General features: G+C 66.9%; 25 protein-coding genes and 1 tRNA gene. 13 read left to right on the forward strand and 13 right to left on the reverse strand.

The annotated features are described in order from the left end of the window. Positions 1-954 carry an AAA family ATPase gene (locus NJQ98_RS01430; protein ID WP_262174914.1) on the reverse strand — a complete coding sequence of 318 codons (954 nt, stop codon included), beginning with the start codon at positions 952-954 and terminating at the stop codon, positions 1-3. Positions 955-1,087: 133 nt separating this feature from the next. Then, the gene (locus tag NJQ98_RS01435; RefSeq protein WP_262174915.1) at positions 1,088-1,348 is read right to left on the reverse strand and encodes a DUF7573 domain-containing protein; all 261 of its coding nucleotides are present in this window, start codon (positions 1,346-1,348) and stop codon (positions 1,088-1,090) included. A 140-nt stretch (positions 1,349-1,488) separates the two neighbouring features. Here NJQ98_RS01435 and NJQ98_RS01440 point away from each other — a divergent pair, with 140 nt between their 5' ends. Further along, the gene (locus NJQ98_RS01440) at positions 1,489-1,710 is read left to right on the forward strand and encodes a DUF8024 family protein (protein WP_262174917.1); all 222 of its coding nucleotides are present in this window, start codon (positions 1,489-1,491) and stop codon (positions 1,708-1,710) included. Here NJQ98_RS01440 and NJQ98_RS01445 read toward each other — a convergent pair. The 7 genes from NJQ98_RS01445 to NJQ98_RS01475 all read right to left on the reverse strand — a co-directional run bounded on the left by NJQ98_RS01445 (position 1,664) and on the right by NJQ98_RS01475 (position 6,099). Further along, positions 1,664-2,641, reverse strand: coding sequence for a 5,10-methylenetetrahydromethanopterin reductase (locus tag NJQ98_RS01445; protein WP_262174920.1), 978 nt, complete (start codon positions 2,639-2,641; stop codon positions 1,664-1,666). The two genes, NJQ98_RS01440 and NJQ98_RS01445, sit on opposite strands and share 47 nt — an antisense overlap. Continuing rightward, entirely contained in the window at positions 2,628-3,401 is a 774-nt protein-coding gene (locus tag NJQ98_RS01450; protein ID WP_262174922.1) for a coenzyme F420-0:L-glutamate ligase, read from the reverse strand. The genes NJQ98_RS01445 and NJQ98_RS01450 overlap by 14 nt, the downstream gene beginning before the upstream one ends. Before the next feature lie 95 nt (positions 3,402-3,496). Then, positions 3,497-3,985, reverse strand: a complete 489-nt coding sequence (locus NJQ98_RS01455) for a metallophosphoesterase family protein (protein ID WP_262174924.1) — start codon at positions 3,983-3,985, stop codon at positions 3,497-3,499. A gap of 39 nt (positions 3,986-4,024) precedes the next feature. Beyond that, positions 4,025-4,330 carry a winged helix-turn-helix transcriptional regulator gene (locus NJQ98_RS01460; RefSeq protein ID WP_262178709.1) on the reverse strand — a complete coding sequence of 102 codons (306 nt, stop codon included), beginning with the start codon at positions 4,328-4,330 and terminating at the stop codon, positions 4,025-4,027. A 114-nt stretch (positions 4,331-4,444) separates the two neighbouring features. Beyond that, positions 4,445-5,095: a hypothetical protein gene (locus NJQ98_RS01465; RefSeq protein WP_262174925.1), complete on the reverse strand. Its 651-nt coding sequence runs from the start codon at positions 5,093-5,095 to the stop codon at positions 4,445-4,447. Positions 5,096-5,352: 257 nt separating this feature from the next. After that, on the reverse strand, positions 5,353-5,772 hold the full coding sequence (locus tag NJQ98_RS01470; protein WP_262174927.1) for a group I intron-associated PD-(D/E)XK endonuclease: 420 nt from the start codon (positions 5,770-5,772) through the stop codon (positions 5,353-5,355). Positions 5,773-6,026: 254 nt separating this feature from the next. Continuing rightward, positions 6,027-6,099, reverse strand: a tRNA-Asp gene (locus NJQ98_RS01475). 279 nt (positions 6,100-6,378) lie between these two features. Here NJQ98_RS01475 and NJQ98_RS01480 point away from each other — a divergent pair. The 11 genes from NJQ98_RS01480 (at position 6,379) to NJQ98_RS01530 (ending at position 17,791) form a co-directional block, all read left to right on the forward strand. Beyond that, positions 6,379-6,606 (forward strand): DNA-directed RNA polymerase subunit H, encoded by a 228-nt coding sequence (locus NJQ98_RS01480; protein ID WP_262174929.1) that lies wholly within the window; start codon positions 6,379-6,381, stop codon positions 6,604-6,606. Beyond that, the gene (locus NJQ98_RS01485; protein ID WP_262174931.1) at positions 6,606-8,171 is read left to right on the forward strand and encodes a DNA-directed RNA polymerase subunit B''; all 1,566 of its coding nucleotides are present in this window, start codon (positions 6,606-6,608) and stop codon (positions 8,169-8,171) included. The genes NJQ98_RS01480 and NJQ98_RS01485 overlap by 1 nt, the downstream gene beginning before the upstream one ends. 1 nt (position 8,172) lies before the next feature. Continuing rightward, positions 8,173-9,999, forward strand: coding sequence for a DNA-directed RNA polymerase subunit B (gene rpoB, locus NJQ98_RS01490; RefSeq protein WP_262174934.1), 1,827 nt, complete (start codon positions 8,173-8,175; stop codon positions 9,997-9,999). A 1-nt stretch (position 10,000) separates the two neighbouring features. Further along, a complete protein-coding gene (locus NJQ98_RS01495; RefSeq protein ID WP_262174936.1) occupies positions 10,001-12,910 on the forward strand; it encodes a DNA-directed RNA polymerase subunit A' in 2,910 nt (969 codons plus the stop codon). Then, entirely contained in the window at positions 12,910-14,085 is a 1,176-nt protein-coding gene (gene rpoA2 / locus NJQ98_RS01500; protein WP_262174938.1) for a DNA-directed RNA polymerase subunit A'', read from the forward strand. The genes NJQ98_RS01495 and rpoA2 overlap by 1 nt, the downstream gene beginning before the upstream one ends. Further along, on the forward strand, positions 14,085-14,510 hold the full coding sequence (locus NJQ98_RS01505; RefSeq protein WP_262174940.1) for a NusA-like transcription termination signal-binding factor: 426 nt from the start codon (positions 14,085-14,087) through the stop codon (positions 14,508-14,510). The genes rpoA2 and NJQ98_RS01505 overlap by 1 nt, the downstream gene beginning before the upstream one ends. Before the next feature lie 113 nt (positions 14,511-14,623). Then, a complete protein-coding gene (locus tag NJQ98_RS01510) occupies positions 14,624-15,052 on the forward strand; it encodes a 30S ribosomal protein S12 (RefSeq protein WP_220589566.1) in 429 nt (142 codons plus the stop codon). 2 nt (positions 15,053-15,054) lie between these two features. After that, positions 15,055-15,681, forward strand: a complete 627-nt coding sequence (locus NJQ98_RS01515; protein WP_262174944.1) for a 30S ribosomal protein S7 — start codon at positions 15,055-15,057, stop codon at positions 15,679-15,681. 120 nt (positions 15,682-15,801) lie between these two features. Next, a complete protein-coding gene (locus tag NJQ98_RS01520) occupies positions 15,802-16,398 on the forward strand; it encodes a biotin transporter BioY (RefSeq protein ID WP_262174946.1) in 597 nt (198 codons plus the stop codon). Continuing rightward, positions 16,395-17,093, forward strand: a complete 699-nt coding sequence (locus tag NJQ98_RS01525; protein WP_262174948.1) for an energy-coupling factor ABC transporter ATP-binding protein — start codon at positions 16,395-16,397, stop codon at positions 17,091-17,093. Before NJQ98_RS01520 ends, NJQ98_RS01525 begins: the two co-directional genes overlap by 4 nt. Beyond that, positions 17,087-17,791 (forward strand): energy-coupling factor transporter transmembrane component T family protein, encoded by a 705-nt coding sequence (locus NJQ98_RS01530; RefSeq protein WP_262174950.1) that lies wholly within the window; start codon positions 17,087-17,089, stop codon positions 17,789-17,791. The genes NJQ98_RS01525 and NJQ98_RS01530 overlap by 7 nt, the downstream gene beginning before the upstream one ends. Here NJQ98_RS01530 and NJQ98_RS01535 read toward each other — a convergent pair. Next, entirely contained in the window at positions 17,788-18,537 is a 750-nt protein-coding gene (locus tag NJQ98_RS01535; RefSeq protein ID WP_262174953.1) for a DUF5781 family protein, read from the reverse strand. The genes NJQ98_RS01530 and NJQ98_RS01535 overlap by 4 nt on opposite strands. A gap of 349 nt (positions 18,538-18,886) precedes the next feature. On the opposite strand from NJQ98_RS01535, the gene NJQ98_RS01540 reads away from it, so the two are divergent. Continuing rightward, the gene (locus tag NJQ98_RS01540) at positions 18,887-21,073 is read left to right on the forward strand and encodes an elongation factor EF-2 (RefSeq protein ID WP_262174955.1); all 2,187 of its coding nucleotides are present in this window, start codon (positions 18,887-18,889) and stop codon (positions 21,071-21,073) included. 186 nt (positions 21,074-21,259) lie between these two features. Here NJQ98_RS01540 and NJQ98_RS01545 read toward each other — a convergent pair whose 3' ends face one another. The 3 genes from NJQ98_RS01545 to NJQ98_RS01555 are packed head-to-tail and all read right to left on the reverse strand — an operon-like array spanning position 21,260 to position 23,963. Continuing rightward, a complete protein-coding gene (locus tag NJQ98_RS01545) occupies positions 21,260-21,928 on the reverse strand; it encodes an ABC transporter ATP-binding protein (protein WP_262174957.1) in 669 nt (222 codons plus the stop codon). Next, the gene (locus NJQ98_RS01550) at positions 21,921-23,003 is read right to left on the reverse strand and encodes an ABC transporter permease (protein WP_262174959.1); all 1,083 of its coding nucleotides are present in this window, start codon (positions 23,001-23,003) and stop codon (positions 21,921-21,923) included. Before NJQ98_RS01550 ends, NJQ98_RS01545 begins: the two co-directional genes overlap by 8 nt. After that, positions 23,004-23,963 (reverse strand): hypothetical protein, encoded by a 960-nt coding sequence (locus NJQ98_RS01555; RefSeq protein ID WP_262174961.1) that lies wholly within the window; start codon positions 23,961-23,963, stop codon positions 23,004-23,006. Positions 23,964-24,033 lie beyond the last annotated feature (70 nt).

The raw sequence follows: 24,033 nt of genomic DNA on the forward strand, positions 1-24,033 counted from the left end.
TCACTCGACGGCGACCCGGTCGAGGGCCGCCGCGACGAGCGCCTCGGCGCTCTGGTCGCTGCTGTCGGTCCGGACGCGGTGGGGGAGCACGACCGGCGCTTCGGTCTGGAGGTCGTCCGGGACCACGTAGTCCCGCCCCTCCAGCACCGCCCGCGCCTGGCTGGCCCGCAGGAGGTTGATACTCCCGCGCGGGCTCACGCCCAGCCGGGCGTGTTCGCGGGTGTAGGCCGCCAGCCGGGTCGCGTAGGCCCGGACCGGCTCCTCGACGGTGACCCCCGCGACGGCCTCGCGGGCCGCCCGCAGTTCGTCGAGCGTCGCGACCGGCTCCAGCGCCTCGATGGGGTGGTTCCCGACGACCGCGCCGAGCATCGCCGTCTCCTCGTCGGCCTCGGGATAGCCCAGCCGCAGCTTCGTCATGAACCGGTCGAGTTCGGCCATCGGCAGGTCGTAGGCCTTGTGCTGTTCGACCGTGTTCTGGGTGGCGATGACGGTAAACGGCTGTGGGAGTTCGCGGGTCGTGCCGTCCGCCGACACCTGTCCTTCCTCCATCGCTTCGAGCAGCGCCGACTGGGTCTTCGGCGGCGCGCGGTTTATCTCGTCGCCCAGGACGACGTTGGCGAAGATGGGGCCGGGGCGGAACTCGAACTCCCCCGTCTTCTGGTTGTAGACGTTGACGCCGGTCACGTCCGTCGGCAGGAGGTCCGGCGTGAACTGCACCCGCTTGAACTCCCCGTCGACGCTCGCGGCGACCGACCGGGCGAGCATCGTCTTGCCGACCCCGGGAACGTCCTCGAGCAGGACGTGACCGCGGCCCAACAGTGCGGTGACGATGTGTTCGATGGCCTCGTGGTGGCCGACGATGACCTCCTCGACGTTCTCGATGACCCCGGTCGCGAGGCGGCTCGCGTCCCGGAGGGCGCTGTTCGACTGCTCACCGGCTGTCGTGTCTGTCATAGGTCGTGAGAGGCAGCCCGGAACTGTCGACCGTTCGGGGCGTCCGCTTCCAGTTAGTTTCCCTTCGGAGCGGCAATATGTAACTCTGCTGGAGGGGTCGACCATACCCCTCCCATGCCAAACGTAGACAGATTTAGGCCCGGTCCCAGTCCTTGCAGCCGGGACAGACCAGCCCGCCCGCTTGCTGCCAGCGGCGCTCGGCGGTCTCGCCGCACTCGTCACAGGCCGCCCCCTCGCCGGACCAGGCGTACGTGGTCGTCGCCGGTTCGATGTCGGCCGCCGGCTCCGTCGCGGTTGTCGCTTCGCCGTCATCCGACGGCGCGCTTGCGCCCGTTTCGGCGTGGTCGCCCGACTCGTCCCCGAGGAACTCGTCCAGCGAGGCGTCGTCGCTCATGTCCGTCCCTGTGTCCGCACGCGTGAAATAGCTGCCTGCCTCCTGTGTGGCCCGTCACGCCCCGTCGGCTGCGACCGCGTCCGGTGTGCAACGGCTACTATAACGGAAACACAAAGTAGGACCGCACAAAAGCGGCGGGTATGCAAAGTCTCCCCATGCAGTTCGTCCAGAGCGTCCTCGACATGCCCGGGAAGTTCGTCGACATCGCGTTGGCCGACCCCCTCTCGGCCGTGCTCATCCTCATCGGCGCTGTCCTGGTCGGCGGGGCCTCGGCCGTCTTCGGCTATCTCACCCTCGGCGCCGCGGCCTCGCTTTTCATTCGGCCCGGGAGCGGTCGGTCGCCGCCCCGAGAAGCGCAATAGCGTCCTCGATATCCGGCCCCAGCGGCGAGGCGAAGACGACGCTGTCGGCGTGTTCTCGCAGCGCCTCGGTCCGCTCGGCAACGTCCTCGGGCGTCCCGGCGATACAGAACGCATCGAGCATCGGCTCCGTGACCAGCCCGAAGGCCTCCTCGAACTCGCCGGCCGAGATGGCGTCGCTGATATCGCTCGCGACGTCCTGGTCGATGCCGTGGCGGCCGAGCACCGGGGGCGGCGAGCCGGCGGCGACGAACGCGACCGGGGGCCGGGCGGCCTCGCGGGCCGCGTCGGCGTCCTCGGCGACTGAGACGCTGGCGTAGGCCGCCAGGTCGAACTCGCCGTCGGCGACGCGGTCGTCGAGCATCGAGTCGACCTGGTCGCGGGCCCAGGCGAGGTCCTTCGGGTGGGAGCCGTTGTACAGCGCGCCGTCGGCGTGCTTGGCGGCCATCTTCGTCATGTGTGGCCCCTGGGCGCCGACGTACACCGGTATCTCGCCGGCCTCGTAGTTCAGCCCGGCGTCGTCCGCCCGGAAGGTGCCGTCGTGGTCGACGCGCTCGCCGTTCCATAACTGCTGGCCGACCTTGAACGTCTCCAGCACCCGCCGCAGGGCGTCGTCGTGGTCGAAGCCGAGGTTTCGAATCGTCGACTTGTCCCCCGGCCCGACGCCGAAGACGGCGCGCCCGTCGCTCATCTCCGAGAGCGTCGCGACCCGGGAGGCGAGCGTGACGGGGTGGGTCTCGTAGGGGTTGGCGATGCCCGGCCCCAGCAGGACCTCGTCGGTCGCTTGTGCCATCGAGGCAAGCGCCATGAACTGGTCGCGGTTGTTGTAGTGATGACTCGCGAAGACCGCGTCGAACCCCTCGCTCTCTGCGGTTCGTGCGAAGTCGGTGAGCTGTGCTACTGGGTGCTCCGGTGTGAGTTCAATCGCGTACATGAGACCACTCCCTGAGTGCGTCCCGAACCACGTCCTTCTCGTTCGGGCGATAGAGTTCGTCGCTGCCGGCGTGGTCGCCGAAGTCGAACTCCCTAACGACGGCGACCGGCGTCCCGCCGTCGCCCTCGCCGGTGACGAGGTTGGCGGCGGCGGCGAGTTCGTCGACGACGGCCTGGACCGTCGCGCCGAGTTCCCGGCCCTCGCGGTCTACCTCCCCGCGCCAGTCACGTGCCGCCGGCATCCCTGCCCAGCCCAGCGCGACGCCGCGCTGGCCCAGGCGGAACGGCCGCCCGGAGGTGTCGGTGACGACGACCGCCACGTCCACCCCGGCGTGCTCGCGCAGGCCGGCCCGGATTCGCTCGGCGCAGTCGGTCGGGTCCTCGGGGAGGAGCAACAGGTCGGCGCCGGGCACGTTCGAACGGTCGATGCCCGCGTTGACCGTGATGTGGCCAAAGCGGGTAACCGCGAGGATAAAGGGGGCCTCGGTCAGTATCTCCTCGCTCTCCTCGATGACGGCCTGGGCGAAGCGGGGGTCCTTCTCCTCCCCCGCGATGTCGGCGATACCGTCGGCGATGCGCTCGGCGCGCTCGCTCGCCGGAAAGTCGTCGAGGTCCGCCCCCCGGCCCGCGGCCTTCGAGACGATGGTACTGGCCACACAGACCACGTCGCCGTCCCGCAGGTCGGCCTGCTCGGCGACGAGTTCGGCGACCGCGTCGCCGCGGCGAACCTCGGGCAGTCCCTCGACCGCGAAGACCTCCATACCCTCCCTGCGGGTTCCGCGGGAAAAAGGACGCCGTTAGTCGCAAGGCCCGCAGACAGTGGCAACGGCTGCCGGTGTCCGTGACGCGCGGGCGTCTAGGCCTCGTGGACCGTCACGTCGAACTCGCCGTCCCGCGCTGTCACCGTCATCATCGTCGCCCGCTCGGCCGGCGCCGCCCCCGTCGCGCTCCCCGGGTTCAGCAACCGGACGCCGCCGTGTGTCGTGTCCAGGACTTCGTGCGTGTGGCCCGACACGCCGACGGCCGCCGCGCCCGCTTCCTCGCGGACGGCGTTCGCGACGCGGTCCTCGTACCCTCGCTTCGAGCCGGTGCCGTGCGTGACGACGAACGCGACGCCGCCGAGTTCGACCGTCGCCCGCGCAGGCAGCCCGATTCGGGGGTCCATGTTCCCGCCGACGGCGGTGAGCCGGGCGGCCGTCGCCCGGACGTTCGACAGCGCGCCCTCGCTGTCGAAGTCGCCCGCGTGGATGACGTGGTCAGCCGCCTCGATGCGCTCGCGGAACGGGTCGGGAATCCGGCTCGCCCGCGATGGGATGTGCGTGTCGCTGATGAGCGCGACGTCCATGCGACCGCTTGACTCGCCAACCGCAAAACAGTTCGTCGCTCACTCGGCCGCTTCGGCGGCCGGGACGGCCGCCGAAAGCTCTTCGAGCCGCTCGACGAGCTGGTCCAGCCCGCTGTTGATTTCGGCCACGCGCTCGGCGATGTCGTCGGCGGGTATCGCGCCCTGGGGCGTCGGCTCGACAAGTCCGTCGTCCTCCAGCATCCGCAGCGAGTACCGCGCCTTGTGTTCCGGAATCCCGGTCTCCTCGGCCAGTCGTACGATACCGATGGGGCCGTCCTCGATGACGGCCTCCAGTATCGACAGGTCCCGGCTCTCCTTTTCGACCTGGTCGCGTAATCGCTCCATACCCATTCGTATCCAAGGCTATCGGGTGTGGCTATATAAGCGCGGTCCTCCGCGGGGGCGAGGAGTGCCCCGGCGAACCGGTTCTGTCGCTCGCCGCTCGTACTGAGGACCCCCCTACTCTTCGACCGGCTTCCGGCGCAACTCGTCGAGCTGGTCGCGGAGCCTCGACAGCTCGGTCTCCAGCTCCTCGCGCCGGTCGATGAGCGTCGACAGCTCCTCGGTGTTGACCGAGAAGTCGTTCTCCAGGGCGACGTCCAGGGCGTCGGTGGTCGCGGCCGCCAGGTCCGTCGAGACGCGCAACACCTCGCTCGGGGTGCCCCGTGACTCGTAGAGCTCCTGGTCGCCCGACAGCGGGCTGTAGGTTATCATCGGCGACTCGGCGCTGTGGTGGTAGGTGACGGTGTAGCTCGTGTCCGTCACGGGGTTGAGCCGGTCCTCGGCGCGTTCCGTGCGGACGATGTTGAACGGCCCCGCGAGCGACGGGTAGGTCTCGGCGAGGTCCCGCAGGCGGTCGGCGGCACTCACGTCCAGCTGGGCCTCCACGTCGCCGAAGAACTGCCGCGAGTTGGTGAGCGAAAAGGCCACCGTGTAGAAGACCGACTCGTCGTTGTCGGCGAGGTTGCGGAGCCGCTCACGGACCGCCTCGTGGCGCCCCTCGATGGTGAGCTTCTCCAACTCCTCCAGCAGCGCCCGGACCCCCTCTTCCCGTTCGAGGTACGCCTCGACGATGGCGCCCGGCATCTCCTCGCCCTCGATATCGTCCATGCGTATCCAAGCACGCCGCGAGTAAACAGTCTGTCGGCGGGGACAAAACCTATGCCGAGATAGTGTCTCCGTTCGCCCGTCCGCCACCCGAGGTGGACTATGACAGGGTAGGGGACCACCCCTTTCGGTGCTGTGACAATCTTTTCGCCGTCGCTCACGCGGGCCGCGCCGGGGAGCACACTCGCGGCGCGATTGCGGACGAGAGAACGCAGCGCGATGAAAGCGCTGCTGGGGAGTTGGGTAAGACAGCGTGGTATCTACGCGCTCGGTATCGAGCCGTCAAACTCGTAGTCTTCGGCCCAATTGATCGATGGATGGTCGATTTCCGCTGTAAACCGCAGCTCCATCTTCTGTTCTGTAGCCTCCGCTACGGGTATCCAGTATATCGCTTCCGTTTGGGGATATCGTACAGCAAAAACGTCGATTTCCCCCTCGTATGTCTTCTCGTGATACTCCCCATCTTTCGTGGTTTGTGAGTGTGTGTTGAACCGAATTGTCTCGGACTTGTTCTGCCACGCAGTCTTACACTGCACTCTGTGGAGTCGTTCGCCGCTATCGACTACTATGTCGTACTTATCGTTGTCGCCGAAGGGCACCGAGACGCTGTACCCCTCTGCAATAAGCCGATGAATTATTGCGGCTTCTGTCTCATCTCCCCTGTCTTTGCTGTTTGCCATATAGGTTCAATATATTGGTGATGAAATAAAAACATCAATCTTGACGTTCAACTTCCCTCCTCGGCGGTGCCGAGCACACGCTACGCGGTGCTCGCCGATTTGTTCGCAGTAGAAGACGCCCGGAGCGGGATTTGAACCGGACGAAGACTCGCTTGCGCTCGTCTTCTAGGGTTCAAATCCCTCGTAGTCGTCCACAGATTCGAGCGGTCGCGACGCGATGAAACGCGTCGCTTGTCGAATTGGAATCAGAGAAACGCCCGGAGCGGGATTTGAACCCGCGTCACAACCGTGACAGGGTTGTATGATGGGCCACTACACCATCCGGGCACGCTGCCTTGCTGCACTCAATCGTATCCCGGTCGTGGTATTAAGGCTTTCCAAAGGACGGCGCCCTGTCATGGGACCACTTGACGGGACCCAAACGACTATATCTCACCTGACCGAACGCCGTGGTAACGCAAGCCCGCGCCCCTCGCAGTGGGGCGAGGGTCCAGTAGCTACTGCAGGCCGAGTTGGTAAGTGTTATTAGGGTGCCGACTATAGCGACCTGTAGTATCTCGTGACAGCCACCTTCTCCAGCCACAGGCCCCACGCACGCACACACACATGGTAGATGTAAGTCAACACGACCTCGTTCCCGACCACAGCGTCGTCGACGAGGCCGACCTCGAAGCAGTGCTCGAAGAGTACGACATCAAGAAGACCGACCTCCCGAAGATCAAACGCGCCGACCCCGGACTCCCGGACGAGGCGGAGGTCGGCGATGTCATCCGTATCGAACGCGACTCGCGAACAACCGACACGGCAGTCGTCTATCGGCTGGTGGTCGAATAATGGACACACAGGACCGACGCGCTATATCGCGTGAGTACTTCGCCAAGGAACGGCTCGCCGAACACCACTTCCGCTCGTTCAACGCCTTCCTCGACCGAGGGATGCAGCAGGTGGTCGACGAGAAAGAGACCATCGACACCGACATCGGCGACAAGGAAGGCCAGGAGCCGGTGTGGGTCGAACTGGGCGACGTCCGCGTCGTCACGCCCCGCGTCCGAGAGGCCGACGGGAGCGAGGAACTGCTGTACCCACAGGAGGCCCGCCTCCGGAACATCACCTACTCCGCACCGGTGTTCATGGAGATGGCCATCGTCCGCGGCGGCGAAGAGGAACCCGAGGAAGTCGTCGACCGCACCGAGACCAAGATCGGCCGGATGCCTATCATGGTCGGTTCGAACAAGTGCAACATCGCCGGCTTCTCCCGCGAGGAACTCATCGACATCGGCGAGGACCCCGCCGACCCCGGCGGCTACTTCTGTGTCAACGGCTCCGAGCGGGTGCTGATGACCAGCGAGGACCTCGCACCGAACAAGATTCTCGCCGAGTACGATACGAAATACGGCGACGAGGTCCAGGTCGCAAAGACCTTCTCCCAGCGCCGTGGGTATCGGGCCCTCGTCCTCTGTGAGCGGACCCGCGACGGGCTGCTGGAGGTCTCCTTCCCCTCCGTCTCGGGCTCTATCGACTTCGTGACGCTCGTTCGCGCGCTGGGTCTGGAATCCGACGAGGAGATCGTCCACCGCGTGAGCGAGGACCCGGAAATCGTGAAGTTCATGCTCGAAAACCTGGAGGAAGCGGAAGTCCAGACGACCGAGGAGGCCATCGAGACGCTGGGCCAGCGCGTCGCCTCCGGTCAGGGCAAGAACTACCAGCTCAAGCGGGCGAACTACGTCATCGACCGCTACCTCCTGCCCCATCTCCACGAGGAGGGCGTCGACGAGGAGGAGGTCCGCATCAACAAGGCGTACTACCTCTGCCGGATGGCCGAGGCGTGTTTCGAACTCGCCCTGGAACGCCGCGAGGCCGACGACAAGGACCACTACGCCAACAAGCGCCTGAAGGTCAGCGGCGACCTGATGACCGACCTGTTCCGGACCGCGCTGAACAAGCTCGCCCGGGACGTGAAATACCAGCTCGAACGTGCGAACATGCGAAACCGGCAGCTGTCGGTTTCGACCGTCGTCCGCTCGGACGTGCTGACCGAGCGGCTCGAACACCCCATCGCGACGGGGAACTGGGTCGGCGGCCGCTCCGGCGTCTCCCAGCTCGTCGACCGGACGGACTTCATGGGGGTTCTCTCCCACCTGCGACGCCTGCGCTCGCCGCTCTCGCGCTCGCAGCCGCACTTCGAGGCGCGGGACCTGCACGCGACCCAGTGGGGTCGCATCTGTCCCTCCGAGACGCCGGAGGGCCCGAACTGCGGGCTCGTGAAGAACTTCGCACAGGCGATGGAGCTGTCACAGGACGTCGCCGACGCACAGGGCCTCAAACAGGAACTTTCGGACATGGGGGTCCAGGGCATCCCCGGTATCGAATCGATAGAACAGCAGCCCGCGGACGACTAACATGAGTCAGAGCCGAGAAGCCAAGGTATACGTAAACGGCAGTCTGGTCGGGACCCATCCCGACCCCGAACAGCTCGCAGAACAGGTGCGCCAGGCCCGACGGCGGGGGGACGTCTCCCAGATGGTCAACGTCTCGGTCAAGGGACGCACCGACGAGGTCATCATCAACGCCGACGCCGGCCGGGCGCGCCGGCCGCTGCTCGTCGTCGAGAACGGCGAACCGCTGATGACCGACGAACAGGTCGAGGCCGTCAAGAACGGTGACCTGGAGTTCGAGGAGCTCGTCGAGCGCGGGCTCGTCGAGTTCATCGACGCCGAGGAGGAGGAGGACATCCTCGTGGGCGTCGACGAGGGTGAACTCACCGAGAACCACACCCACCTCGAAGTCGACCCGCAGCTGATGTTCGGTATCGGCGCGGGGATGATTCCGTACCCCGAACACAACGCTTCCCCGCGGATTACGATGGGGTCGGGGATGATCAAGCAGTCGCTGGGCCTGCCGAGCGCGAACTACCGCATCCGACCGGACACGCGCCAGCACCTGCTGCACTACCCGCAGCTCTCGATGGTCAAGACCCAGACGACCGAACAGATCGGCTACGACGACCGACCGGCCGCACAGAACTTCGTCGTCGCCGTGATGAGCTACGAGGGGTTCAACATCGAGGACGCGCTCGTCATGAACAAGGGGTCGGTCGACCGCGCGCTCGCGCGCTCGCACTTCTTCCGGACCTACGAGGGCGAGGAGCGACGCTACCCCGGCGGGCAGGAGGACCGCTTCGAGATGCCAGACGAGGACGTGCGCGGCGCACGCGGTGAGGAGGCCTACACGCATCTGGACGACGACGGACTGGTCAACCCCGAGACGAAGGTCGGCGAGAACGCCGTCCTGCTGGGCAAGACCAGCCCGCCCCGGTTCCTCGAAGAGCCCGACGACATGGGCGGACTCAGCCCGCAGAAGCGCCGCGAGACCTCCGTCACCATGCGCTCGGGCGAATCCGGCGTCGTGGACACGGTGACGCTGATGGAGGGCGAGGACGGCTCGAAGCTCTCGAAGGTCTCAGTCCGGGACGAGCGAATCCCCGAACTCGGGGACAAGTTCGCGTCGCGGCACGGCCAGAAGGGCGTCGTCGGCCACATCGCGCCCCAGGAGGACATGCCCTTCACCGAGGAGGGCGTCGTCCCGGACCTGGTCATCAACCCCCACGCACTGCCGTCGCGGATGACCGTCGGCCACATCCTCGAGATGATAGGCGGGAAGGTCGGTGCCCTCGAAGGGCGCCGCGTGGACGGCACCGCCTTCACCGGCGAGGACGAGGAGCAGCTCCGTGGCTCCCTGGAGGAGCACGGCTTCGACTCCTCGGGCAAGGAGACGATGTACTCCGGCATCACCGGCGAGAAGATCGACGCGGAGATCTTCGTCGGCGACATCTTCTACCAGAAGCTCTACCACATGGTCTCGAACAAGCTGCACGCCCGCTCGCGCGGGCCGGTGCAGGTACTGACCCGCCAGCCCACCGAGGGCCGAGCCCGCGAGGGCGGCCTGCGCGTGGGCGAGATGGAGCGGGACGTGCTCATCGGGCACGGCGCGGCGATGGCGCTCAAGGAGCGACTGCTCGACGAGTCCGACCGCGAGTGGATCAACGTCTGCGGGCAGTGCGGGATGACCGCCGTCGAGAACGTCGAACAGCGGCGTATCTACTGCCCCAACTGCGAGGAGGAGACAGACATCCACGAGGTCGAGATGTCGTACGCGTTCAAGCTCCTGCTCGACGAGATGAAGGCGCTGGGTATCGCCCCGCGGATCGAACTGGAGGACGCAGTCTAGTATGAGCTCACAGCAAACACCACAGGAGATCGGGCAACTCAGCTTCGGGCTGATGGACCCCGAGGAGTACCGCGACATGTCGGCCACGAAGGTAATCACGGCCGACACCTACGACGACGACGGCTTCCCCATCGACATGGGGCTGATGGACCCGCGCCTGGGCGTCATCGACCCCGGACTCGAATGCAAGACGTGTGGGAAACACAGCGGCTCGTGTAACGGCCACTTCGGCCACATCGAGCTCGCCGCCCCCGTGATTCACGTCGGCTTCGCGAAGCTCATCCGCCGCCTGCTTCGCGGGACCTGCCGGGAGTGCTCCCGGCTCTGTCTCGACGAGAACGAGCGCGACGAGTTCCGCGACCGGCTCACCCGGACACAGGACCTGGGTCGTGACCTCAACGACGTGACCAAGGCCGCCATCCGGCAGGCCCGAAAGAAGGACACGTGTCCGTTCTGCGGCGAGAAGCAGTACGACATCAAACACGAGAAGCCGACGACCTACTACGAGGTCCAGCAGGTGCTCTCGGCGGAGTACCCCGCCCTCATCGCCGAGGCGATGGAGGAGGCCGACGAGCGTATCGCACCGACCGACCTCGCCGAGGAGACCGGTATCGACGGGGGCCGCGTCCAGGAGATAATCAGCGGCGACTTCCGTCCGCGACAGGATGACCGCCGGGCCATCGAGAAGGCGCTGAACGTCGACCTCACCGAGGAGGACATGAACAAGCTGATGCCCTCCGACATCCGGGACTGGTTCGAGGACATCCCGGACGAGGACATCGAGGTCCTGGGGATGAACCCCGCCCGTTCCCGGCCCGAGTGGATGATTCTGACCGTGCTGCCCGTGCCGCCGGTCACCGCTCGCCCCTCCATCACGCTGGACAACGGCCAGCGCAGCGAGGACGACCTGACCCACAAGCTCGTGGACATCATCCGCATCAACCAGCGGTTCATGGAGAACCGCGAGGCCGGTGCGCCACAGCTGATTATCGAGGACCTCTGGGAGCTGCTGCAGTACCACGTCACCACGTTCATGGACAACGAGATATCGGGGACGCCGCCGGCGCGACACCGCTCCGGCCGGCCCCTGAAGACCCTCTCCCAGCGGCTCAAGGGGAAGGAGGGCCGATTCCGTGGCTCCCTGTCCGGGAAGCGCGTCAACTTCTCGGCTCGTACCGTCATCTCGCCGGACCCGACGCTCAGCCTGAACGAGGTCGGGGTTCCGACCCGGGTCGCCCGTGAGATGACCCAGACGATGAACGTCAACGAGCGAAACCTCGACAACGCCCGCCGCTACGTCGCCAACGGCCCCGAGGGCCACCCCGGTGCGAACTACGTCCGGCGACCGGACGGCCGCCGGCTGAAGGTCACGGAGAAGAACTGCGAGGAGCTCGCCGAGAAGGTCGAGCCCGGCTGGGAAGTCAGCCGCCACCTCGTCGACGGCGACATCATCATCTTCAACCGCCAGCCGTCGCTGCACCGGATGTCCATCATGGCCCACGAAGTGGTCGTGATGCCGTACAAGACGTTCCGCCTGAACACCGTCGTCTGTCCGCCCTACAACGCTGACTTCGACGGCGACGAGATGAACATGCACGCCCTGCAGAACGAGGAGGCCCGCGCCGAGGCCCGGGTCCTCATGCGCGTGCAGGAACAGATGCTCTCGCCGCGCTTCGGCGAGAACATCATCGGCGCTATTCAGGACCACATCAGCGGGACCTACCTGCTGACACACACCAACCCGCAGTTCAACGAGACCCAGGCCCTGGACATGCTCCGGGCGACGCGTATCGACGAACTGCCCGAGCCCGACGGCGAGGACGAGACCGGCGAGCCCTACTGGACCGGTCGCTCGCTGTTCTCGGAGCTGCTGCCCGACGACCTCAACCTGGACTTCACCTCCTCGGCCGGCGACAACGTCGTCATCGAGGACGGCCAGATGGTCTCGGGCACCATCGACGAGGACGCCGTCGGCGCGTTCGGCGGCGAGGTCGTCGACACCATCGCGAAGGACTACTCGAAGACCCGCGCCCGTATCCTGGTCAACGAGATTTCCGCGCTGGCGATGCGTTCGATCATGCACTTCGGGTTCTCCATCGGTATCGACGACGAGTCGATCCCCCGCGAGGCCGAGGAGCAGATCAACGACGCCATCGACAACGCCTACGACCGCGTCGAGGAGCTCATCGACACCTACGACCGGGGCGACCTCGAATCCCTGCCCGGCCGCACTGTCGACGAGACCCTCGAGATGAAGATCATGCAGACGCTGGGCAAGGCCCGTGACTCCGCCGGTGACATCGCCGAGGACCACTTCGACGACGACAACCCGGCCGTCGTGATGGCCGAGTCCGGCGCCCGTGGCTCGATGCTGAACCTGACCCAGATGGCCGGCTGTGTCGGCCAGCAGGCTGTCCGTGGCGAACGCATCAACCGCGGCTACGAGAACCGAACCCTCTCGCACTTCGAGGAGAACGACCTCTCCTCGGACGCCCACGGCTTCGTGGAGTCCTCCTACCGCTCGGGCCTCGGTCCGAAGGAGTTCTTCTTCCACGCGATGGGCGGCCGCGAGGGGCTGGTCGACACCGCAGTCCGAACGTCCAAGTCCGGCTACCTCCAGCGCCGGCTCATCAACGCCCTCTCGGAACTCGAAACGCAGTACGACGGGACCGTCCGGGACACGAGCGACACCATCGTTCAGTTCGAGTTCGGCGAGGACGGCACCTCCCCGGTCGACGTCTCCTCCGGCGAGGAGGGGCCGGCCGTCGACGTCGAGGAGATAGCCGACAGCGTCCTCAGCGAGGAGTTCGAGACCGAGAGCGACAAGGAGAGCTTCCTCGGGCAGACGACCGAGCGGACCAACCTCTCCGAGCACGCGGACGACTGGTGGATGGCGGAGGGTGACGACTAATGGTATCAGACGACATCGAGGCCGTCGTCGAGGACACGGAGCTCCCCCGGCGGCTGAAAGACGAGGTGTACAGCACCATCGAGGCCCGCGGCGTCGGCGTCGAGGACGCCGACCGCATCGCCCAGGCCGTCGAATCGCGCTACATGCAGACCCGCGTGGACCCGCTGGACCCCGTCGGGACCGTCTCGGCCCAGTCCATCGGCGAACCCGGAACGCAGATGACGATGAACACGTTCCACTACGCCGGCGTGGCCGAAATCGACGTGACCCAGGGGCTCCCGCGGCTCATCGAGCTGGTCGACGCCCGGAAGACGCCCGACACGCCGATGATGACTGTCCACCTGGACGAGGAGTACGCCGACGACCGCGAGCGGGCCCACGAGGTCGTCTGGAAGATAGAGGCCACGCGCATCCTCGCACTGGGTGACATCTCCACGAACGTCGCGGACATGCTCGTCCAGATAGACCTGAACGAGGAGACACTTCAGGAGCGCTGGCCCACGGTCGACAACACCGAGGCCATCGCCGAGGAGATCGCCGAGACCATCGAGTCCAACCTCGGCGTGCAGACGCGACAGGCCGACACCGTCATCGAGTTCGGTCCCGAGGAGCCCAGCTACCGGGACCTCCTCCAGCTGGTCGAGGAGCTGCGCGAAATCGTCTTCAAGGGCATCGACGAGATATCCCGCGTCGTCATCCGGAAGGAAGAACTCGAAGACGGCGAGGAGTTCGTCCTCTACACGGAGGGGTCGGACTTCGGCGAAGTGCTCGGCATCGAGGGCGTCGACGCCTCCCGGACCACGTGTAACAACATCCACGAGATATACCGGAGCCTCGGCGTCGAGGCCGCCCGCGAGACGCTCATCAACGAGACGATGAACACCCTCGAAGAGCAGGGGCTGGACGACGTGAACGTCCGCCACCTGATGCTGGTCGCGGACATCATGACCAACGAGGGGACCATCGAGTCCATCGGCCGCCACGGCATCTCCGGCTCGAAGGACTCCGTGCTGGCCCGGGCCGCATTCGAGGTGACGGTGAACCACCTGCTCGACGCCGCCATCCACGGCGAGGTCGACGAACTGGACGGCGTCACGGAGAACGTCATCGTCGGCAAGCCCATCAAGCTGGGCACCGGCGACGTCGACCTCCGCATGGGCACCACACAGGACTGATGGGCGTCGAAATCTCGGACGAAGCGCGGCGACTGGTCGCCCTCTTCGAGGACGAAGCCGGCGTCACCGTCCGGGATTGCGTCGTCGACGAGGACCACGACCAGGTCGTCTATCTCGTCAAGCGCGGCCAGATAGCCGACGCCATCGGCCCCGGCGGCACCAACGTCGCCGGCGTGGAGGAGCGGCTGGGTCGGGACGTGAAACTCATCGAGGACGCCGAGCGGCCCGAGGACTTCGTCGCCAACGCCCTGGCGCCCGCCGCCGTCTACAACGTCACCGTCTCGGAGAACGGCGACACCGTCGCCTACGCCGAGGTCCCACAGGAGGACCACGGCGCCGCCATCGGGCGGGACGGCCGCAACATCGACGCGGCCCGTCGGCTCGCACAGCGTCACTTCGACATCGACGGCATCGAGCTGACGTAGCTCGACCGGTTTTCCGACTGCGAGCCGTTCGCGTACGAGAACGCTACACACGCGCCCGCTGACGACGACGAAAGAGGAGTCTTAAGTAGCTCGGAAGGATACCGACGTGTACTATGGCAAACGGCAAATACGCCGCGCGCAAGCTGAAGAAGGACCGCCAGAAACACCGGTGGTCCGACTCGGATTACGCGCGACGCGAGCGCGGGCTCGGCAAGAAGTCCGACCCGCTTGAGGGTGCACCTCAGGGTCGCGGTATCGTCCTGGAGAAAGTGGGCATCGAGGCAAAACAGCCCAACTCGGCGATTCGGAAATGCGTCCGGGTCCAGCTCATCAAGAACGGCAAGCAGGTCACCGCGTTCTGTCCCGGTGACGGCGCTATCTCCTTTATCGACGAGCACGACGAGGTCACCATCGCCGGTATCGGCGGCGCGAAAGGTCGCGCGATGGGCGACCTCTCCGGTGTCAACTACAAGGTCGAGAAGGTAAACGGCGTGTCCATGCTCGAACTGGTCCGCGGTAACGCCGAGAAACCGGTCCGATAACCATGAGTGCAGACGAAGACACCCCCGAGACCGAGGACGCACCGGAAGACGAGGCCGCCGAGGAAGAGGTCGCCCGCGCCGAGCTGTTCGGCGAGTGGTCGGTCACCAACATCGAGTACTCGGACCCCTCGACGGAACGCTACATCACGGTGACGCCCATCGCCCACACGATGGGGCGCCACTCGAACAAGCAGTTCCAGAAGTCCGAAATCAGCGTCGTCGAGCGTCTCATCAACCGGCTGATGCAGACCGACGAGAACACGGGCAAGAAGCAACTCGCGACGAGCATCGTCAGCGACGCCTTCGAAATCGTCCACGAGCGCACCGAGGAGAACCCGGTGCAGGTGCTGGTCGAGGCCGTCGAGAACAGCGCCCCGCGAGAGGAGACCGTCCGCCTGAAGTACGGTGGCATCTCGGTCCCGAAGGCCGTCGACGTCGCGCCACAGCGACGGGTCGACCAGGCCCTGAAGTTCATCGCGGAGGGCACCTACGGCGGCTCGTTCAAGACGACCACCAGCGCGGAGGAGGCTCTGGCCTCCCTGCTCATCGGCGCCGCCAACAACGACGTCAGTACCTACTCCGTCAACCAGAAGGAAGAGAAAGAGCGCGTCGCGGCCGCAGCGCGGTAATATACGCCGTCTTCTCAGTTTTTCACTCGCCCGGTAGCGACAGCGCCGGCCGCGCTCGGGGGCGCCGTGCCCGCTCCGTAAACCACTAGCTATTTTGCAGTTGACGACACAGGGCCACGTATGTCAGAGACGGAGTCGGTCGACCTCGTCGGCGACGAGGCAGTGTCGAACATCGCGCTCGCGGCCGTGTTGGCCGCGCTGACGGCCGCGTTCGCGTACGTCTCGATACCGATACCCGGGCTCCCGGCGCCGGTCTCCTTCCAGGTCTTCGGCGTCTACTTCGCCGGCCTGTTACTGGGGCCGCGCTGGGGCGGGTTCTCCGTGGGTATCTACCTGCTCGCCGGCATCGCCGGGGCGCCCGTGTTCTCGAACGGCGCGGCCGGGCTCGGATACGTGCTGGGCCCGACGGGCGGCTACCTCGTCGGCTTCCTGCTGGCGGCGATACTCATCGGGGCCCTCGTCCATCGCGGGCTCGACCCGAAACCGCTCAGCGACGTGTCCCTGTCGACCCAGGCCGGGGCGCTCGTCGCCGGCCTCGTCGTCATCTACGCCGTCGGCGTCCCGTGGCTGGCCCTGTCGACGGGGCTGCCGCCGGTGGAGGCCGCGACCGTCGGGGCCGCCGTCTTCCTCCCCGGTGACGCCATCAAGATTGCGGCGACGCTGGGGCTGGTGAAAGGCGGGGCGCTCGTCCGCCAGCAGTCGGCCGCCGCCGCATGATATCGGTCGACGCCCTCACGCACCGCTTCGGCGAGGCCGTGGCGCTCGACGATGTCACGCTCTCGATTCCCGACGGGGAGTTCTGCCTGCTGGTCGGGCCCAACGGGAGCGGGAAGACGACGCTGGTGCGACATTTCAACGCCCTGCTGGAGCCCGATTCCGGCACCGTCGCGGTCGACGGCGTGGACGTGACGGCGGACCCGCTGGCCGCGCGCACGAGCGTCGGGATGGTGTTCCAGCAGCCGCGGGACCAGCTGGTCGCCGCCACCGTCGGCGCCGACGTGGCCTTCGGGCCCGAGAACCTGGGCCTCCCTCGGGACGAAATCGACCGCCGCGTCGCGTCGGCGCTGTCGGCGGTCGAACTGGACGGGCGTCAGGACGACCACATCGACGCGCTGTCGGGCGGGGAGCAGGCCCGCGTCGCCATCGCCGGCGCGCTGGCGATGGAACCCACCCACCTCGTGCTCGACGAACCCTTCGCCGGGCTGGACCTGCGGGCTCGCCGCTCGCTGCTCGCCCGGCTGGACGAACTTCAGGAATCCGGCACGAGCGTCGTCGTCGTCACCCACGACCTGCGGGACCTGCGCGAGCGAGCCGACCGCATCGTCGTCCTCGACGGGGGCGAAATCGTCACCGACGGGCCGCCGGCCGAGGTCGGGCCGCTCGAACCCCACGGCGTCGACGGCGGATGCTGACCTACCGCCCCGGGGAGACGGTCGCCCACCGGCTCGACGCCCGGTCGAAGCTGGTCTGTCAGTTCGGCTTCGCCGTCGCCGCCTTCGCCGGCCCGACGCCGCGGCGGCTGGCGGCCCTGGGCGTACTGGCGGGGCTGGCACTCGCCGCCGGGCAGCTCTCGCCGCTCCGGGTCGTCCGGAGCTACCGTTTCGTCCTCTTCATACTCCTGTTGAGCCCCCTCTCTGCCGTGGTGTCGGTCACCCAGCCCTACGTCGTGCTTTCGCGGGCCGTCGAGCCGCTGCTTTCGATTGCCCGCGTCGTCCTCGTGCTGGCCGTCGCCGCCGTCTACGTCCGGACGACGCCGGTCCGGGAGACGCGAGCGGTCATCCAGCGGTACGTCCCCGGGCGGACGGGACAGGCCCTGGGCGTCGGTGTCGGGCTGACGTTCCGCTTTCTCCCCGTGCTCCGGCGGGACCTCCTGACCGTACGGGACGCTATCGCCGCCCGAGGCGGCGGGAACCGGTCGGTCATCGACCGCGCGAAACGCATCGCCGTCGTCGGGCTGGCGCGGGCCCTGGACCGCTCGGACCGGCTCGCCGTCGCGCTCAGAGCGCGCTGTTTCGCCTGGAACCCGACACTGCCCGAGATGGCCCTCTCCGGACGGGACTACCCGGTGCTGGCGCTGGGCCTCGCGCTGGCGCTGTGGCCGCTGGTCTAGTCGGCGGCCTGGCCGCTATCGGCCGTGGCGTAGGCCCTCGTAACGTCCACGAGGGCCTTCCGGAACTCCGACTCGTCGGGGTCGGGCGAAAGCTCCGCGAAGTACGACTTGAACTCCGCCATATCGATGCCCTCGGCGTCCTGGGCGGCCGCGTGGGCGAGGTCGTACAGCTGGTGGCCCCCGCTCACGAGGTCGTGGCGCTCGACGAGCGCCAGCGCGAACGCGGCGTTGACGGCCGTGATATCGGGGTCGGCGGCGGGAGTCAGCTGCGTCCAGCCGGGCTGGCCCCCCGGCAGGTCCGAGACGGCCGCCGCGAGGCTCGCCTCCAGGAAGCCGACCAGCTTCTCGCCGGAGACCAGCGACATCCAGACGTCGTCGGCGTAGATGTCTTTCATGTGGTTCGCTATCTGGTAGCAGTGGGTGAGCTTGCGACGCTCGACGCTGTGGCCCGCCAGCCCGAGGTAGATGGCCTCCTCGGTCGACTGCGTGTGTGACGGGTGGCCCCGCTCGTTGTGATGCATGTGGGCGAACTCGTGGAGGGCGAGTTCGCGGGCCATCGCGCTCGTGGCCGCCTGCCGGGAGATAGTCAACCGATGGCCGGCGGCGTCGTGGCTCACGCGCGTGCGCTCGTCGGGGTCCTTGCGGACCCGGACCGTCACCGGTCGGTCGAGGTCGTACTCCGTCGAGAAGAGGTTCCGCGCGCCCAGAAACGGCTCGGCCGGCCCGCCCTGTACGTGTACGTCCATGTGTGTTGTTCACAGGGGATGGCGGCGTATGATTCTTGCGGGCCTGCTAGCTATTGCCTCTCACTGCCCGGCCACGAGCGAACGGCCCACTCGCGCCGCGTCTCCCGCCCGGCCGGGCGCTCCCGTGTGCGTCGCCCCCACGTCCGCATCGAAACGCCGGCAGTCACCTCACTGGGGTCGTTCTCCGCCGAGTTCCCCTCGTTCGGGTGGCACTGCCACCCTCGCGTGGAAACGCCGGCAGTCCGCTCGACAGGCTCGCTCCCTGCCGAGCTTCCACGTTCTCGTCTCTCCGAGACGCTCACGTGGAAACACTATCCTTTTGACCCTGCTGTTGATACGATTCTGTATAATGGGCCGACGCAAAAAGATCGTAGAAGAATGTGAGACACTGATGAGCGACCCGGAGCACATCCGGAACATCGCCATCGCCGCTCACGTCGACCACGGCAAGACGACGCTTACGGACAACCTGCTCGCTGGGGCAGGTATGATCTCCGACGACACCGCGGGCGAACAGCTCGCGATGGACACGGAGGAAGACGAGCAGGAACGTGGGATCACCATCGACGCGGCCAACGTCTCGATGACCCACGAGTACGAGGACAAGAACCACCTCATCAACCTCATCGACACGCCGGGCCACGTCGACTTCGGTGGGGACGTGACCCGCGCGATGCGCGCCGTTGACGGCGCGCTCGTGGTGGTCGACGCCGTCGAGGGCGCGATGCCCCAGACCGAGACGGTGCTCCGGCAGGCCCTGCGCGAGGGCGTCAAGCCGACGCTGTTCATCAACAAGGTCGACCGCCTCATCTCCGAGCTCCAGGAGGGGCCCGAGGAGATGCAGAACCGGCTCCTCAACGTCATCGACGACGTCAACGAGCTCATCCGCGGGATGACCGAGGAGATGGACGACATCGAGGACTGGACGGTCTCCGTCGAGGAGGGCACCGTCGGCTTCGGCTCCGCGCTGTACAAGTGGGGCGTCTCGATGCCGTCGATGCAGCGCACCGGTATCGACTTCGGGGAGATCATGGAACTGGAACGCGCCGACAAGCGCCAGGAGCTCCACGAGCGCTCCCCGCTGTCGGACGTCGTTCTCGACATGGTCTGTGAGCACTTCCCGAACCCCGTCGACGCCCAGCCGATGCGTATCCCGCGCATCTGGCGTGGCGACGAGGAGTCCGAACTCGCCGACGACATGCGTCTGGTCAACGAGGACGGCGAAGTCGTCCTGATGGTCACCGACATCGGCGTCGACCCCCACGCCGGCGAGATCGCCGCCGGTCGTGTCTTCTCCGGTACCCTGGAGAAAGGCCAGGAGCTGTACGTCTCCGGGACCGCGGGCAAGAACCGCATCCAGAGCGTCGGCATCTACATGGGTGGCGAGCGCGAGGAGGTCGAGGAAGTCCCGGCCGGGAACATCGCCGCCGTCACCGGCCTCAAGGACGCCATCGCCGGCTCGACGGTCTCCTCGGTCGAGATGACTCCCTTCGAGTCCATCGAACACATCTCCGAGCCCGTCATCACGAAGTCCGTCGAGGCCCAGAACATGGACGACCTGCCGAAGCTCATCCAGACGCTCCAGCAGGTCGCCAAGGAGGACCCGACCATCCAGATCGAGATCAACGAGGACACCGGCGAACACCTCATCTCCGGGCAGGGTGAGCTCCACCTGGAGGTCATCGGCCAGCGCATCGAGCGCAACCAGGGCATCCCCATCAACACCGGGGAACCCATCGTCGTCTACCGCGAGGCTCCCCAGTCCAGCTCCCGCGAGGTCGAGGGGCGCTCGCCGAACAACCACAACCGGTTCTACATCACCGTCGAGCCGCTCAGCGACGACATCGTCGAGACCATCAAGATGGGCGAAGCGTCGATGGACATGCCCGAACTGGAGCGCCGTGAAGCCCTCCAAGAGGCCGGCATGGACAAGGACGACTCCCAGAACATCGAGCACATCCACGGGACGAACATCCTGCTCGACGAGACGAAGGGTATCCAGCACCTCAACGAGACGATGGAGCTCGTCATCGAGGGGCTCGAAGAGGCCCTCGACGACGGCCCGCTGGCCGCCGAGCCCGTCCAGGGGTCGCTGCTGCGTCTCCACGACGCCCGGCTCCACGAGGACGCCATCCACCGCGGTCCGGCACAGGTCATCCCCGCAGTGCGCGAGGCCGTTCACAACGCCCTCATCGACGCCGACATCAAGCTCCTGGAGCCGATTCAGGAGGTCCGCATCGACGTGCCCAACGACCACATGGGCGCCGCGAGCGGCGAGATTCAGGGCCGCCGTGGCCGCGTCGACGACATGTACCAGGAAGGCGACCTGATGGTCGTCGAAGGCGTCGCGCCGGTCGACGAGATGATCGGCTTCTCCAGCGACATCCGCTCGGCGACCGAGGGGCGTGCCTCCTGGAACACCGAGAACGCCGGTTTCCAGGTCATGGCCGACAACCTCCAGCCGGACAAGATCACCGAGATCCGAACGCGAAAGGGCATGAAGACGGAGCTGCCCGCGGCTATCGACTACTTCTAAGTCCGCTTTCGGGCGCGAATCCCCGGTGACGATTCGCGTTCCGCTTTCGGCGCGGAACGGTTCTCTCTTCGTGACTTCTCTCCGGCACTGATTGCCGTTCGCGAAACGTCGACTCACCCGCGTCCAGCCGGGACGCTGTTCTGGCGACGCCCACAGTCTGTCAGCCCTGTCGTCGCGGCGCTGATGTCAGTCCAGACCGAGCGCGTCTAGATACCGGTCGCGGGCGCGTTCGTCGGGGCCGACGCCACCGTCGTACCGTATCTCCCCGCCGTCGAAGACGGTCAGGCGGTCGACGGCGCCCTCGAACTGCCTGACGTGGTGGGTGACGACGAGGGCGGTCCGGTCCTCGGTGCAAAACTCCGACAGAAAGTCCAGCAGCCGGCGTTTGGAGGCGTCGTCGAGTTCGCTGAACGGCTCGTCCAGCAGGAGATAGGTGGGCCGTTTCAGAAAGCCCAGTGCGAGGTCGAGCTTCTTCTGCCACCCGCCCGACAGCGTCCCGGCGACCTGTCCGCCGACCCGGTCGAGCCCGAACACGTCACGCAGCCGCTCGCGCCACGCCTCGTCGGGGCAGCCCGACAGGCGAGCGAACACGTCGAGGTTCTCGGTCACCGTCAGCCCCGGATAGAACGTCGGGGACTGGAAGCTACAGCCCAGCGACACGTCGGGCACGGTGACGGTGCCGCTGGTCGGGCGGGTCAGCCCCAGCAGGAGGTCGAGAAGGGTCGTCTTCCCGCTGCCGTTTGGGCCGACCAGGCAGTGTATCTCGCCGGGCCGGAGTTCGAGGTCGACCGAGTCGAGGGCGACCACGTCCCCGTAGGACTTGCTGACCCCCTCGAAGCGAATCGGCTCAGCCACGGTAGCCTCCCCGGTCGTAGTAGACGACCGTCGCGGTCAGGAACAGCAGGGACAGCGCGGTAACGCCGCCCAGTCCCAGGAGGTAATCGGCGTAGGTCCCGACCCCCTGTCCCTTCAGCGCGGCGCCCCGCTGGACGACCATCGAGTAGTGGAGCGGGCTGGCCTTTGCTATCTCCCGGCGCAGCGGCGAGAAAAAGCCCGCCGGATAGACGAGGTTCGAGAACGCCAGCCCCACGAACATGAGGGTGACGTTCACCATCCGGCCGACGGTCCGGAACCGCGTCAGGAACATCACGCCGAGGCTGATGGCGGTGAGATAGACGAACGTGAGCAGCGTGACGCCGACGGCGCCGGGGGCTACGAGGTCGACGGAGAACTCCAGATACCACGCGATGGCCTGGAAGGTGGCCACCGGCACGAGCAGTAGCGGCGTGAGCACGACGAACTTGCTGGCGAGCAGCTGCCACAGCGACGACTCGACGCGGATGCGCCGGAACACCCGCTGCTCGTCGGCGACCACGTAGGGGACGTACGCGAAGGCAAAGAGCATGGTCACGAGCATCGCGCCGACGCTGACGAGGAACTCCGAGAGCGTTCGGTCCTCGCCGACAGCGGTGCGCTCGACGGCGACGTCGGCCGGCAACACCTGCCCGGCCTGGACGCGGAGGATACCCGCGATAGCCAGCGAGGGCTGCTCGTATGGGACCATCTCCTCCTCGACGTACATCTCGACGGTGACGTCGGCGTCCGCTTCGAGGAGGTCGGGCGGGACGACGAACACCGCATAGACCTCCTCGCGGGTGAGCGCGCGCATGGCCTGCTCGCGCTCGTCGACCCCGTAGCTGTGTGGCTCCGCGAAGAAGGTCGTCACGCCCCGCATCGCCGTCATGTCGTCCTCGGTGACGCTCTCGTCTGCGGGGACCAGCGCGACCGGGGTATCGCGGGGAATGACCTGCTGGAACGCGACCGTCCCGGCGGCCACGATAGCCGGGAGGACCACCAGCACGAGGACGACCGTGCCGGCGTTGTGTCGCAGCCAGCGAAGCTCCTTGTACAAGAGCGAGCGCAGCGACATCTACAGCTCCCCGTACAGATAGCGCACGGCCCGCTGGAACGCGCCGAGCGGTTGTTCGTAGCGGACCGTCACCGTCTCGCCCTCGCGGCTCACGTTCACCGACTCCAGGGCCGCCGCGGCGCTCTCGTTCTCGATGGTCCGCTGGCCGATGACCGTCGCGCCTTCGGTCGCTTGTGCGACCGTCTGCGCGTCCGCGGTGCTTGACGCCCCGAGCCGGGCCGTCAGGACGGCCGACCCGCCGTCGATGTAGTAGGTCCCCGAGGCGGTGTCGAGCTGCCGGTAGGCCTCGGTGTCGAGGAAGCTGCTGCCGCCGGGCACCCACTGGCCGGGCGCCGTCGTGGCGAAGCGGACCGTCCCGTTGCCCGTGGTCCCGTAGGCCTGCCGGAGCGGGCCGTCGACGCGGTCGGCGTCGCCCTGACTTACGTCGATGGTGTCCCGCACTGCCGCCTGGGTGCCGACGACCAGTTCGCCCTCGCCCAGCACCCCGACGTAGCGGTCGGAGGCGTTCGCGGGGACGTAGATAGTTCGACCGTTGTACGTCGTCGACCGGTAGGAACCGTTCGTGGCGTCTCGTATCCCCGCGACGGCAGTGTCGGTCCCGGCGTTCGTTCGGAGGACGAGCCCGCGATAGGCCGATTCCTCGGCCGACCGGTTGTCGCTGAAGACGACCACCTCGCGGGCCGGGCCGGGGTCGATGCCCGTCTCGTTTTCGAAGGCCGCGGTGGTGTTGGCCGACCCGGCAAGCGGGGCGCCCTGTACCACCGCCGAGAGCTGTTTGAGGCGGTCGCCAGTGACGGTCAGGTCGAGTCGGACGACGGTGTCCGCGCCCGCCGGCACCCGGTCGATGGCGCCCGTCGGCGCCGACCCGCCGGACAGCAGGACTACCCCGGCGACGACGGCAGCGCCGACACCAGCCGCGAGGAGTAGCGCTCGCTTCGATATCCCGTCCCCTGCGACCATCTGTTTCTGCTCCACAATGTCGAGCCGACGGTAAATGTGTACTGCTTAAACGGGAAGCTGTACCAGCACA

The organism is Haloarcula laminariae (assembly GCF_025457605.1).
Lineage (GTDB): Archaea > Halobacteriota > Halobacteria > Halobacteriales > Haloarculaceae > Haloarcula > Haloarcula laminariae.